We start from the raw sequence: 12,654 nt of genomic DNA, 5'->3' as shown, positions 1-12,654 counted from the left end.
CTCAACTCGGCGGCGGCACCAAATCGGGTCGCAGCCAGCGAAGAGCGACGCGGTTGAGCGCCCAGACGACCACCATGGCGGCACCCGTCCAGGGATGCCCCAGGCCCGCCAGCCAGGCGCCTGCGGCCACGAACAGCACCGCCTCGATCGTCCAGGTGGCCCAGCCCGGCAGCGTCACCGGTGCCCTCGGCGCGAGCAACAATCCCCATAGGACGGTGACCAGAGCGAACGCGGCGCCGGCAGCCAGCCACGCCCACAGGACGCCGCCGGTCGCGCCCGCGACACTCACGTAGCTGCAGATCTTCGCCCGCATCTTCCTGCCGACCATGCGGTCGACCTACGCGGCCGCCGCCGTGATCACCTTTATGACCGCGTGGAACAACTTCCTGTGGCCGAAGGTGATCCTCGTCAACAGCGCCTACCAGACCATGCCGATGCTGATCTCGAACCTTCGTGCCGGGTACGTCACCGACTACGGCATGCTGATGCTGGCTGTCTTGCTGGCCTCACTGCCGACGATGGTCATCTTCCTCGTTCTCCAACGCGCTTTCGCAGACGGCATCACAGGAGCAGTCAAGTGAGTTCTGATATTCGCACCCCGATCGACGCGCGCCCGAACGGGCGTGCTGAACCGGCCGCCGGGGCCGGTACGCCCGCCGGCTTCGACCCGTCGTGGATCGCGGACCCGACCAGGCTGGCGGCGAACCGGATCGCCGCCCATTCCGACCACCGCTGGTTCACCTGTGCGGACGAGGCGGCGTCCGGGGTCAGCGCCTTCGAGCAGTCGCTGAACGGCCTGTGGAAGTTCCACTTCGCCGTCAATCCCGGCCAACTGGTGCCCGGCTTCGAGCAGCCCGGTTTCGACTGCTCCGGCTGGGACACCATCACTGTGCCGGGGCATCTTCAGCTGCAGGGCTACGACCGCCCGCAGTACACCAACGTGCAGTACCCCTGGGACGGTCACGAGCAGGTCGAGCCGCCGCAGGTTCCGGCCCGGTTCAACCCGGTCGGCAGCTACGTCACCTGGTTCACCCTCGAGCACCCGCTCGCCGACGGTGAGCGGCTCAGCGTGTCGTTCAAGGGCGCCGAGAGCGCGATCGCGGTGTGGCTGAACGGTGCCTTCGTCGGATACGGCACCGACTCGTTCACCCCGTCGGAGTTCGACCTCACCGATGCGCTGGTCGAGGGCGAGAACCGGCTGGCCGCGCAGGTGTTCAAGTGGAGCGCCGGGTCGTGGATCGAGGACCAGGACTTCTACCGTTTCTCCGGACTGTTCCGCGACGTCGTGCTGTACCGGCGCCCCGCGGTGCACGCGCAGGACGTCCGGGTCGTCACCGAGGTGGCCGACGACCTGGCCAGCGCCGTCGTCACGCTGCGCACGACGCTGACCGGCGCCGGCGGCGTCCGGGCCGTGCTGGCCGGGGTCGGCGAGCTGACCGGCGGTGCCGGTGAGCTGTGCGTCACGATCGAGCAGCCGCGCCTGTGGAGCGCGGAGGATCCGCACCTGTACGACCTGACCCTCGAGGTGCTGGACGCCGCCGGTGCGGTCAGCGAGGTGGTGCCGCTGAAGGTCGGCGTCCGCCGCTTCGGCATCGAAGGCGGCGTGCTGTGCGTCAACGGGCGCCGGGTGGTGTTCAAGGGCGTGAACCGCCACGAGTTCGGGCTGCACGGCAGGGTGATGTCGGTCGAGCAGACCGAGGCCGACCTGCGGCTGTTGAAGGCCAACAACGTCAACGCGATCCGCACCAGCCACTACCCGAACAACTCGTTCTTCTACGAACTGTGCGACCGCTACGGGTTCTACCTGATCGACGAGATGAATCTGGAGTCGCACGGACTGTGGGACGCGCACGGCCGGGGCCGGATCGGCCTCGACCAGGTCGTCCCAGGTGACCGGCCGGAGTGGCGCGACGCCCTGCTGGACCGGGCTGCGAACCTGCTGGAACGAGACAAGAATCACCCCAGCGTGGTGATCTGGTCGTGCGGCAACGAGTCGTTCGGCGGCAGCAACATCCTGGCCGTCAGCGACTGGTTCCGGGCCAACGACCCGACCCGGCCGGTGCACTACGAGGGGGTGCACTGGGATCCCCGCCATCCGGGCACGACCGACATCGTCAGCCGGATGTACGCCCCGGCGTCCGAGATCGAACAGTTCCTGACCGAGCACCGGGACAAGCCGTACATCCTGTGCGAGTACGCCCACGCGATGGGCAACTCGTTCGGCGCCGTCGATCGGTACTTCGAGCTGGCCTACCGCGAGCCGCTGTTCCAGGGCGGGTTCATCTGGGACTTCGCCGACCAGGCGATCCGGCTCACCGACCGGCACGGCCAGCAGTACTTCGGCTACGGCGGCGACTGCGGCGAGGCCCCGCACGACGGCGACTTCAGCGCCAACGGCATGCTGTTCGCCGACCACACGCCCAAGCCGGCCGTCGCCGAGATGAAGTACCTCTACCAGCCGCTGGCGATCCGGGTGGACGCCGACGGCTTCGAGGTCGACAACCGGTACCTGTTCACCGCGAGCTCGGCTCTGTGCTGCCGCGCCGAACTCGTCCGTGAGGGCGAGGTGCTCGCCGCCGCGGAGGTCGCCACCGACGTCGCACCGGGTCAGAGCGGTCGGTTCGCCCTGCCGTTCACGGTGCCGGACGCCGCCGGCGAGTACGTGGTCGAGGTGACGTTCGCGCTGCCCGAGGCCACGGCGTGGGCTGCGGCCGGGCACGTGGTCGCCCACCAGCAGGCCGTGTTCCCCGTGGCCGGGGCCCCCGATTCGGCGGCCGGCGGCAGATCGGCGGCGCGTCCCAGGCCCGAGTACGTGGACGGCATCCACAACGTCGGCGTCCGCGGGCGGCACTTCCAAGCCCTGTTCTCACGCATCCACGGCGGGCTGCTGTCCTACCGGATCGGCGGCCGTGACGGGGGCATCGACTTGCTGCGCGGCGTCCCGCACCCCAACTTCTGGCACGCGCCGACGTCCAACGAGCGCGGCTGGGGGATGCCGTTCCGCGACGGGCAATGGCAGCTGGCCAGCCGGTACGCCAAACCGGCCGACCAGTCCGGGCCATCGGTCAGCGTCGGGGACGACGGTGTCGAGATCCGCTACCGCTACCTGCTGCCCACCGAACCGGCGAGCGCATGCGAGGTCGCCTACCTGGTCGACGGCGACGGGCGGGTCGAGGTGACCCTGAGCCTGGACGCCGGCGCGGGACTGCCGGACCTGCCGGAGTTCGGCATGCTGTTCGCGGCCGACGCCGCCCTGCACCGGCTGCGCTGGTACGGCGAGGGACCGCACGAGTGCTACGCGGACCGTCGCCTGGGGGCACGGCTGGGGGTTTGGGAGGGCGACGTGAGCACCCAGCTGACGCCGTACGTCCGCCCGCAGGAGGCGGGCAGCCACACCGGCGTCCGCTGGGCCGAGGTGACCGATGAAGCGGGGCGCGGGCTGCGCTTCGAGGCGTCCGGCCCGATGGAGTTCTCTGCCCTGCCCTGGACGCCGTTCGAGATCGAGAACGCCCTGCACCCGGTCGACCTACCGCCGATCCAGCGGACCATCCTGCGTCCGGCACTGAAGCGTCGGGGCGTCGGCGGCGACGACTCGTGGGGCGCCCGCACCCACCCCGAGTACCTGGTGGGCGCCACCGAGCCGCTGACCTTCCGGTTCGCCTTCCGCGGCATCGCCTGACGGCCTGTCCCGGTCGTCCCGGGGTGTTCGTCATCCCGGGCCTGCCCTGAGGGATCTGTCGGTGCCGCGCGGAGATCCCGGCGTTCGCCGGGATGACGGATCGCCTCAGGGCAGCCGGCGGTGCTTCGGGTGGGTGTAGGCCCGGGCCGCCTCGCTGGACAGGGCCAGCAGCACCAGCACGCTGAACGCCAGGTTGACCAGGTCGCCGCCCAGCCGTCCGGATTCCCGGTTCAGCACGCGGGTGAGGTAGACCGCCGAGGCGCTGATCAGGCTGACCGTGCACAGCACCAGCCGCGCCCAGTTCTGCCGGACGAGCAGCAGGGCGATCAGCGCCAGATCGGTCAGGGCCGCCGCCCCCACCGTGACGCCCACCACCGTCAGCACGATGCCCGGCGCATCCGCCGGGTCGATGCCGAGGGGTCCGTACAGCCCGAGCAGTGCGGTCACGGCCAGCACCAGGTTGGCCAGCCCGCGCAGCCCGGTGATGACGCTCGCGAACAGCACCTGAGCAGGGGCGATGGCGTGTTCGCGGCGGACCGGGGCGAGTGGTGCGGGCGGCTCGGGGGTGTCCCGGGTGACCACGGCGGCGGTGCCGGTACCGGACGGCGCCACCGCGGTCAGGTCGAGCACGGGCAGGTCCCCGTCGGTCTCGATCCGGTCCCCGCCGCCGTTGCGGGCGTGGTACCCGGTGGCGAAGTTCTCGATCACCCGCACCCGGACGGCGGCGTCCGCTGCCCGCACCGTGCTGACGATGTGGTCGCGCTCCTCGTCGATGTCCTGGCCGATCTTGTGCGTCACCTGCAGGGTGAACAGCGACAGCCCGACCCGGCGGTCGAAGGTTCCGGCGGCGAGCCAGTCCACCCGGCTGCCGCCGGGCAGCAGCCAGCCGTCGGGGCAGCGCCAGAACCGGACGTGGTGGCGTTGGCTCGGGCTGCCGTCGACCTCCTGCTGGTAGGCGAAATCCTGGCGGCGCTGGAACAGGAACAGCGGGCTGACCGGGGCATTGGCGTAGGTGTGACCCAGCACCGAGGACACCACGATCCGCCAACCGGTGCGCAGGGTGACCTCGTCGGCCCTGACCCAGCCGGCGTTGCGCATCGCGGTATGAACCTGGTCCGCGGTCCCGAGCAGCGCCAGGTTCACCGGGTCGCCCAGTAGGCCGTCGGCGGTCCGGGAGCGCCCGATGAAGTAGTCCGGCACGTAGATGCGGGTCAACAGGCGGTGGATGCGCGGCAGTACCAGGTAGGCGACCAGGGCCCAGAAGGCGAGCAGCAGCAGGGCGGGCCAGCCCGGCTGAATCCCCTCCAGCAAGGTGAGGTACGACAGGTACACCGACAGCACTCCGCCGGCGGCGAACAACCAGGCGTCCAGCCGGCCGGCCAGCCGGTTCTCGGCCACCTCGTCGGCGCCGTCCGCGCGGGCCGCAACCTGCTGCTCGGGCATGCCGTCCTTTCCCAGGTTGATAGCTGAGGCTACCCAAGCCGGTGCCGCCGAGGTCAGGGGTGGACGTTGCGCGCGTCCGGACACATTGCGGGTGCAGCAACGCGCGCAACGTGTCCGGCGGCGCGCGACGTGGGCGGGCGGCTAGTTGTCGCGCTGGGCAGCGGAATGATGTCGGTGCAGTCTCAGGCCTGCCCCGCGCCCAGGCCGGGCTGGCCGCCGCGATGACCTCCACCGGGCGTCAGGTGGGCACCTCGCTGGGGGTCGCCGTGTTCGGGACGGTGGCGTTCGCCGGGTTGTCGGGAACGATCGCCGACGGGCTGGCGGCCGCCGCCCGGCCGGCGTGGTGGATCATGGCCGGCTGCGGTGTGCTGGTGACCGCGTTGGCCATCGTCTCCACCGGTGTCTGGGCCGCGGGCACAGCCGAGCGAACCCGCGGGCGGATCGAGGCGTCGCCGGGCACTGCCTGGGCGGGCTGAGGATCGGGTTCCGGTACCGCGCAGACCCCGGTGGCCGGGTCGCACCAGCCCACGACCCCGGTGTCGACAAGCCTGGGGGTCGTCACGCCACACCACCCTCGGCCAGCGCTGCGACGGTCTGCTCGAGCACCTGGCCGTACCCTTCGACGCTCTGGGCGCCCGCGGTGGCGAAGCGGCGTCCGTACACGGTGAACGGGACGCCGGTCGCGCCCAGCGCCTGCGCCTCGGCCTCGTCGGCCCGCACCTCGTCGGCGTGGTCGTCGCCGGCCAGCACGGCCCGGACGGCCGCGGCGTCCAGGCCGGACGCTGTCGCGGCCGTCACGAGCTGGTCAGGGTCGAACGGGTCGAGGGTGCCGGCGAAGTAGCCGTCTTGGAGGGCGGTGAAGAAGGTCGTGCCCACCCCCTGGGTGTCGGCGTACTTCAGCAGCCGATGCACCGCGAAGCTGTTCGCCGTGCTGCGCAGCTCGGACCATTCGAGCCCGTCGGCGACGGCCAGGTCACGGATCCGCGCCTCCATGGCCTGCACCTGAGCAGCGCTGGCACCGTACTTGCCGGCCAGGTGCTCGTGCACCGGCTCGGGGGTTTCGGACGCACTGGGATCGAGCTCGAACGAGCGCAGGCGCAGTTCGAAGCGGTCGGCGTCGGGCCGCTGCGCGATGGCCGTGTCGAGCCGGTGCTTGCCCAGGTAACACCACGGGCAGCCCAGGTCGGTCCACAACTCGATGACGACGGGGTCGGTGTGCTTATCGGTCACTGTTCTCCTCAACGTGTGCTCCCACAGCACAACCGCGACGCGGGCCCGAACATTTCCGTGTGCGCTGCTGCGGGCGGGCTAGGCGAGGGCCCGCTCCAGGTCGCCACGGCCGTCGACCATCGCCGGCCCGTACCAGCTGAGCGAACGGCCCGAGATCAGCCGGCTCGGCACCGGCAGGGCCTCCGGCCCGTCGTCGTCGGTGAACGGGTAGGGCTCGTCGGGCAGCAGCACCAGGTCGGCGAGGGCGGCCGAGTCCGGGTCGGCGTGCGGGTAGCGCGGTTCGGTGACGGCATTGACCAGGCCCAGCCGCTGCAGGACGTCGTGGCCGTAGGTCAGCGGACCGATCCACATCCACGGGTCGCGCCAGATCGCCACTGCGACCCGTAGCGGCGGCAGGGTGGGCGGCGCCGCCCAGGTCGCCGCGGCGGCGTCCAGCCAGCCGGGCCGGCCCAGCCCCAGCGCCCGGTCGAACAGCCGGTCCAGGCTGGTCAGTGCCTGGCCCACGGTGTCGATGCTGGTGACCCACACCGCGACGTCCGCTGCCCGCAGCCGCTCGACGTCGAGCTTGCGGTTCTCCTCACGGTTGGCGACCACCAGGTCGGGGGCCAGCCCCCTGATCGCGGCCAGGTCGGGATTCTTGGTGCCGCGGACGCGCGTCACGGCCAGGTCTGCGGGATGGGTGCACCAGTCGGTCGCGCCGACCAACAGCCCGGGCGCGGTGGCGGCGATCGCCTCGGTGAGCGACGGTACCAACGAGACCACCCGCCGCGGCGGGCGGGGGAGCGGGACCTCGCCGCCCAGGTCGTCGTCCATGCCCCCATCCTGCCCGTGGCGCGCCCGGTCCGCTCCCGACCGCTAGAGTCCCAAGCCGAGGAGGTGGACGCCGATGCGGGTCGAGGTCGCTCCGGTCTGGGCGGTGGGCGTGGCGCTGGTGATCCCCCTGCTGGCCTCGTGGTTGGTCAGCTGGCTGGGCGACTTCCTGACCACGACTCTGGGCCAGAACGCCGCCGCGCTGGTCGCGGTCGACTTCGCCGAACTACCGGTGGGGGAGGGCTCGGGCCCGGCCCGGACGTTCCGGACGGGGCCTCGCGTGACGCGGCGGGATCAGGCGGGGGCCTTGGCCTTCAGCGCCTCGTACTCGCCGGCGTCGATCGTGCCGGCGTCCAGCAGGGCCTTCGCGCGCACTCTTGTCGGCCGGGCTACCCGCAACCGAACGGATGATGGTCAACGTGTAGCAGATGATGTTGCCCAGATTGAACCGGAATTCAGCCATTATTTGCACTCCCACTAGGTGATTCGCTGCCATTTCGGCTGCTGGGCGTCAGCATGGGCGTGGACGTGATAGAACGGCAGCGATTCCACCGGCGCGGCTGGCGCGCGTCCTCAACCCAGACCGGAACAGCATGGTGACAGCTCCCTTCCCGGCCACCCGCACGGCGTGGTTCCGCCGCCGTCTTTCTGTGCCGGCGCCGAGGGTGCCGGCGCCGGACCCCCCGCATGAGCGGGACGCCGCGCTGCGCCGCCTCGACGAGCTCTTCGCGCTCGATGACGGGGCCGACATTCCCGAGATGACCCGCACGCGCCTGCTGGAACCCGAGGTGGACACGCCGACCACGGTCGTCATCTGGCACGGCTTCACCAACGCGCCCTCCCAGTTTCTCGCCGTCGGCGAGCGGCTACAGGACGCCGGCTACCGCGTCCTGCTGCCCCGGATGCCGCACCACGGGCAGGCCGACCTGCTGAACCGTGACCTGAAGAACCTGACCGAGGCCGAACTGGTCGCGCACGTGAACACCTGCACCGACATCGCGGCGGGGCTGGGGCGGCGGGTCTGGGTGGTCGGACTGTCGGCGGGCGGGACGATGGCCGGCTGGGCCGCCGCGACCCGGCCCGAGGTGAGCCGGGTGGTGATCGCGGCGCCGCTCATCGCACCCAAGGGGTTCCCGATGCCGGCGGTACGGCTGTGCGTGAAGTACCCGCGCATCGTGCCCGGAATGTACATGTGGTGGGATCCGCGGGTGAAGGCCGACCTGGGCCACAGCCCGTACGCCTACCCGGGCTTCCCGCTGCCCGGCGTGGTGCCATTCCTGCATCTGTCCGAGTCACTGTTCGACGGCAGCGTCCGGGTCCGGCACCGGCTCGAACGGGCGGTGCTGGTCAGCAACAGCAACGACCTGGCCGTCAGGCAGGACGCCGCCCGCGCCTTCGGCGCCAGCGTCTTCGGACCCTCGGCCGACTACTACGGCGAGGCGGTCATCGATCCCGGGCTGAGCTGGGCCCACGACTTCGTCGACCCCTGGTCACCGGGTGCGGGGAGCACCGAGCAGGTGACGGCGATCCTGTCGGCCTGTCTAGGGCTGGGCGATCCGGCGGCCGGGGGAGTGCTGGTGCCGCCCCTGGTTGCGGAGCAACCCATCACCTGACCTCCAGCGCTCGCGGGGGACCGGCGGGCGTGAGACCGGCGAGCGGGAGTGGGCCGATGAGGACCGCCCACACGGTCCACGACACCGCTCAGCCCTTGCGGCGGGGCTTCTTCGGCCGGTCGTACCTGCTGAACCTGTCCCGCTTGTGGAACCCCTTGTCGCGGTTGGGTCCGGACCTTTGCCCGGGATGGCCCCCCTCCCGGTCGCGGGCGGACGCCGGGGTCAGGTCGATCAGCCGGCCCGAGATGCGGGTCGTCCGCAGGGCGTCCCAGGCGTCCTGGGAGAGGGCGGCCGGCAGTTCGACGATCGAGTGGTCGAGCCGGATGTCGATGTGACCGAAGTCCTCTCGGCGCAGCCCGCCCTCGTTGGCCAGCGCTCCAACGATGTGTCGCGGCGTGATCCGGTGCCGCTTGCCGACGGCGATCCGGTACGCGGCCAGCGCCGGGGTGTCGCCCCGTGGCGTGCGTTGCCCCGCGCCGCCGCGTTCGTCCTGGTCGGCGCGGTCGCGGTCCCGCCCTCGGCGCTCCGAGGGTTCCGGATCGGGTTCGAGCAGCAGCGGCTGCTCGCCCTGGCCGCGCAGCGCCAGGGCGGCGGCGACGTCCAGCGCGGGCACGTCGAACTCCTCGACGTAGTGCCCGACGACGGCGCGGAAGAAGGCCAGCCGGTCGGAGGCGAGCGCCTGGGTGATCTCGCCGTCGAACCGGCTCAGCCGGGTGGCGTTCACGTCCTCGGCGCTCGGCACCGGCACCAGCTCCAGAGATTGCCCGGTCGCGCGTTCGATGTCGCGCAGCAGCCGCCGCTCGCGGGGCGTCACGAACGAGATCGCCTCACCGCTGCGACCGGCCCGGCCGGTGCGGCCGATCCGGTGCACGTACGACTCGGTGTCGGTCGGAATGTCGAAGTTGACCACATGGCTGATCCGGTCGACGTCGAGGCCGCGCGCGGCCACATCGGTGGCCACCAGCACGTCGAGCCGGCCCGACTTCAGCTGGTTGATGGTGCGCTCGCGTTGGGCCTGAGCCACGTCGCCGTTGATCGCGGACGCCGAGAAGCCGCGGGCCTGCAGCTTCTCGGCGAGCGTCTCGGTCTCGTTCTTGGTCCGGACGAAGACGATCATGCCCTCGAAGTTCTCGGTCTCGAGCAGCCGGGTGAGGGCGTCCACCTTCTGCGGGTAGGGCACCAACAGGTACCGGTGCCGGACGTTCGGCGCGGTCGCGGTGCTGCCCTTGACGCTCACCTCGACCGGGTCGGTCAGGTACTTCTTCGACAGCCGCCGGATCGCCGGGGGCATGGTCGCCGAGAACAGAGCCACCTGCTTCTCGGCCGGGGTGGCGGCCAGGATCGTCTCGATGTCGTCGACGAAGCCCATGTTGAGCATCTCGTCGGCCTCGTCGAGCGCCAGGAAGCGCAGCCGGGACAGGTCGAGCGTGCCCTTCTCGAGGTGGTCCATGATCCGGCCGGGGGTGCCGACCACCACCTGGACGCCGCGGGCCAGCGCACTCAGCTGGACGCCGTAGCCCTGCCCGCCGTACACCGGCAGCACATGGACGCCGGCCAGCTTGGCCGCGTAGCTCTGGAACGCCTCGCACACCTGCAGCGCGAGCTCGCGGGTCGGGGCCAGCACCAGCACCTGCGGGTGGCGGCTGTGGGCGTCGAGCAGCTGCAGTGCGGGCAGGGCGAAGGCCGCGGTCTTGCCGGTGCCGGTCTGGGCCAGGCCGACGACGTCGCGACCCTCGAGCAGGGTCGGGATCGTCTCGGCCTGAATGGGGGTCGGGTGCTCATAGCCCAGCCCGCGCAGCGTCGACAGCAGTCGCTCGTCGAGGCCGAGGTCGTCGAAGTCGACCGCGTCGGCCGCTGAATCGGTGGAGGTCACCCCCCGACGGTAGTGCCTGGCGACCTCGGACGCCGCACCGGCCGTCCCGGGCCGGCGATCAGCCGGCCGAGCCGCCGCCGTGCACGGCGGCCATCGCCGTGCCGAAGCGGGTGGCCGAACCCGGGACGCCGCCCTGCCCGGGGATCCAGGCGCGCGGGCTGCCGCCGCCCAGCGGGATCACGTCGACCATGCCGTCACCGTTGCCCGCGTCGTCCGGGACGCCCACCAGGAAGGCCCGTTCGGTGACGCCGTGGACGGCGGCCAGGCTGGCGCCGAACCGGTCGCCCTCGGCGGCCGCGCCGGGCACTCCCGCGCTGTCCTGGGTCCACGTCCGGTCACTGGTCAGCGCACCCATCGGGAAGACCTGCACCAGGCCGGCATTGACGCCGGCCGAGGTGTTCTCGTCGGGCACCCCTACCGCGAGCCTCGTCCGGCTGCCACCCAGCCCGGGCGCGATCCAGGCCAGCGACCAGCCGAACCGGTCGCCCGCCTCGGCGGTCTGGTCGACCCCCGGCGTGTTCTGGTGCAGCGCGGTCTGCGCCACCAGCGATCCGCCCGAGGTGGCGAACAGCTGCACCAGGCCGGCGTTGCGGCGGCTGCCGACGCCCTCGCCCGGAGCCCCGATCGCGACCCGGCCGGTCGAACCGACCCGGACGGTGTCGACGGAGAAGCCGTACCGGTCGCCGGTCTCCGCCGAGTTGGGCACCCCCGCACTGTTCTGCCCGATCGAGGTGGCGGTGTACTCGTCGGAGAAGTACAGGTCGCGGATCAGCACGGCGTTGCCCGCGTCCACGACACTGCCGACGTTCTCACCGGGCACCCCCACCACGCAGTCGATGTCGCTGCCGCCGAGCAGCCAGTTGCACGACACGGCCGAGCCGAAGCCGTCACCGGTCTCGGGGTTGCCGGGGATGCCGGGTGACGCCTCGGTGATCCAGTGGTACTCCCAGCCCCCGTCATAGGCGGCGCGCACCGCGACGGCCCCGGCGTTGGGGTGGCCCTCCACGGTGGCGCCGGGCACACCGATGGCGAGCACGTGGGCATCCGGCTCCGGGGTGCCGCCCTGACCGACGTCCTCGACCCCGTCCACCACGGCACCGAAGCGCGCGGCGGCCTGCAACGGGATGCCGAAGGTCGTCGACTGGTACAACGTCGCCGCGCCGCCGCTGCCGAGCCCGCCCGGCCCGCCCCACAGCAGCCTGACCTGGCCGGCGTCGGCGACTGCGCCGACGTCCTCGAGCGGAATGCCGACCGCCACGTCGGTGTAGCCGTCACAGTCGGCGTCGAACGCGGTCACCGAACTGCCGAACCGGTCACCGGTTTCTGCCGTTCCGCCGACGCCGGCGGCCCCTTCGAAGAGGGTCTGCCGGCTGCCTTCGCCGATCCGGCCGTCGTTGTCCCCGTAGAGCACCACGATCCGGCCCGCGTCGGGATGGCCTGAGACGGTGGCGCGCGGGTCGGCCACGACGGCGTCGCTGTATCCGTCCCCGTTGAAGTCGGACAGCATCCCCGGTTCGCAGCCGTCGGCGTCCGCCCACGCCGGCGCGACCGGCACCGCGACGCCGACGCCGGCGACCAGGCCGGCGATGGCCAGGGCTGTACGTGCTCGCATGAAGTCCTCCCAGGATCCGTGGTCCACCCACGCGTCGGCTCTGACGCGATGGGCCGTGCTCACAGGAGCAGCGCGGGCCGGGCCCCGATACGTCTGCTGCCGCACCGGCTCAGCGGCCGGCCGGGTGCAGCCCGATCAACGCGACGCCGACGATCAGCAGAACTGTGCCGCTCACACGCGGGCACGGCGATACCGCCCCCAGGCGCGTTCATTGGCGATGGCCCGCCAGCGGAAACTGATCGAGGCCGCAGCGGCCAGCACGACCCGAGGCCGAACAGAACCATTCCGATAGCGAGTAGGGGCTGGGCGAGTAGTGCGTCGAGGTTCATGGGAGTCCGTCCGGTGGAGGTTCTGGTGTGTCCAGCACACCAGGGGCGAACCGGGCAGCCAAGGG

11 protein-coding genes are annotated in these 12,654 nt (G+C 71.7%); 5 read left to right on the top strand and 6 right to left on the bottom strand.

Features of this window, described 5'->3' with window-relative positions; genetic code table 11:
- Position 1: 1 nt before the first annotated feature.
- Positions 2-328 (bottom strand): DUF2568 domain-containing protein, encoded by a 327-nt coding sequence (locus OIE40_RS06565; RefSeq protein WP_264701221.1) that lies wholly within the window; start codon positions 326-328, stop codon positions 2-4.
- Here OIE40_RS06565 and OIE40_RS06560 point away from each other — a divergent pair.
- Positions 327-581, top strand: a complete 255-nt coding sequence (locus OIE40_RS06560; protein ID WP_264701219.1) for an ABC transporter permease family protein — start codon at positions 327-329, stop codon at positions 579-581. The genes OIE40_RS06565 and OIE40_RS06560 overlap by 2 nt on opposite strands.
- A complete protein-coding gene (lacZ, locus tag OIE40_RS06555; protein WP_264701218.1) occupies positions 578-3,679 on the top strand; it encodes a beta-galactosidase, LacZ type in 3,102 nt (1,033 codons plus the stop codon). Before OIE40_RS06560 ends, lacZ begins: the two co-directional genes overlap by 4 nt.
- Positions 3,680-3,784: 105 nt before the next feature.
- On the opposite strand, the gene OIE40_RS06550 is transcribed toward lacZ, so the two are convergent.
- Positions 3,785-5,122: an LssY C-terminal domain-containing protein gene (locus tag OIE40_RS06550; protein ID WP_264701217.1), complete on the bottom strand. Its 1,338-nt coding sequence runs from the start codon at positions 5,120-5,122 to the stop codon at positions 3,785-3,787.
- A 221-nt stretch (positions 5,123-5,343) separates the two neighbouring features.
- On the opposite strand from OIE40_RS06550, the gene OIE40_RS06545 reads away from it, so the two are divergent.
- Positions 5,344-5,598 carry a hypothetical protein gene (locus tag OIE40_RS06545; protein ID WP_264701215.1) on the top strand — a complete coding sequence of 85 codons (255 nt, stop codon included), beginning with the start codon at positions 5,344-5,346 and terminating at the stop codon, positions 5,596-5,598.
- Positions 5,599-5,680: 82 nt separating this feature from the next.
- On the opposite strand, the gene OIE40_RS06540 is transcribed toward OIE40_RS06545, so the two are convergent.
- Positions 5,681-6,352 carry a DsbA family oxidoreductase gene (locus OIE40_RS06540; protein WP_264701213.1) on the bottom strand — a complete coding sequence of 224 codons (672 nt, stop codon included), beginning with the start codon at positions 6,350-6,352 and terminating at the stop codon, positions 5,681-5,683.
- Between the two features lie 78 nt (positions 6,353-6,430).
- A complete protein-coding gene (locus OIE40_RS06535; protein WP_264701211.1) occupies positions 6,431-7,165 on the bottom strand; it encodes a helical backbone metal receptor in 735 nt (244 codons plus the stop codon).
- Between the two features lie 73 nt (positions 7,166-7,238).
- Here OIE40_RS06535 and OIE40_RS06530 point away from each other — a divergent pair, with 73 nt between their 5' ends.
- Both OIE40_RS06530 and OIE40_RS06525 read left to right on the top strand, forming a co-directional pair.
- The gene (locus OIE40_RS06530) at positions 7,239-7,643 is read left to right on the top strand and encodes a hypothetical protein (protein ID WP_264701209.1); all 405 of its coding nucleotides are present in this window, start codon (positions 7,239-7,241) and stop codon (positions 7,641-7,643) included.
- Between the two features lie 112 nt (positions 7,644-7,755).
- Positions 7,756-8,775: an alpha/beta hydrolase gene (locus OIE40_RS06525; RefSeq protein WP_264701208.1), complete on the top strand. Its 1,020-nt coding sequence runs from the start codon at positions 7,756-7,758 to the stop codon at positions 8,773-8,775.
- Between the two features lie 88 nt (positions 8,776-8,863).
- Here the strand turns inward: OIE40_RS06525 and OIE40_RS06520 are convergent, their stop codons facing one another.
- Both OIE40_RS06520 and OIE40_RS06515 read right to left on the bottom strand, forming a co-directional pair.
- Positions 8,864-10,648, bottom strand: coding sequence for a DEAD/DEAH box helicase (locus tag OIE40_RS06520; protein ID WP_264701206.1), 1,785 nt, complete (start codon positions 10,646-10,648; stop codon positions 8,864-8,866).
- Between the two features lie 58 nt (positions 10,649-10,706).
- Positions 10,707-12,260, bottom strand: coding sequence for an FG-GAP repeat domain-containing protein (locus OIE40_RS06515; RefSeq protein WP_264701204.1), 1,554 nt, complete (start codon positions 12,258-12,260; stop codon positions 10,707-10,709).
- Between the last annotated feature and the right edge of the window lie 394 nt (positions 12,261-12,654).

Source organism: Micropruina sonneratiae, from assembly GCF_025972045.1.
Lineage (GTDB): Bacteria > Actinomycetota > Actinomycetes > Propionibacteriales > Propionibacteriaceae > Micropruina > Micropruina sonneratiae.
The sequence above is the reverse complement of the archived record's forward strand: the minus strand, read 5'-3'. Positions and strand labels throughout refer to the sequence as shown.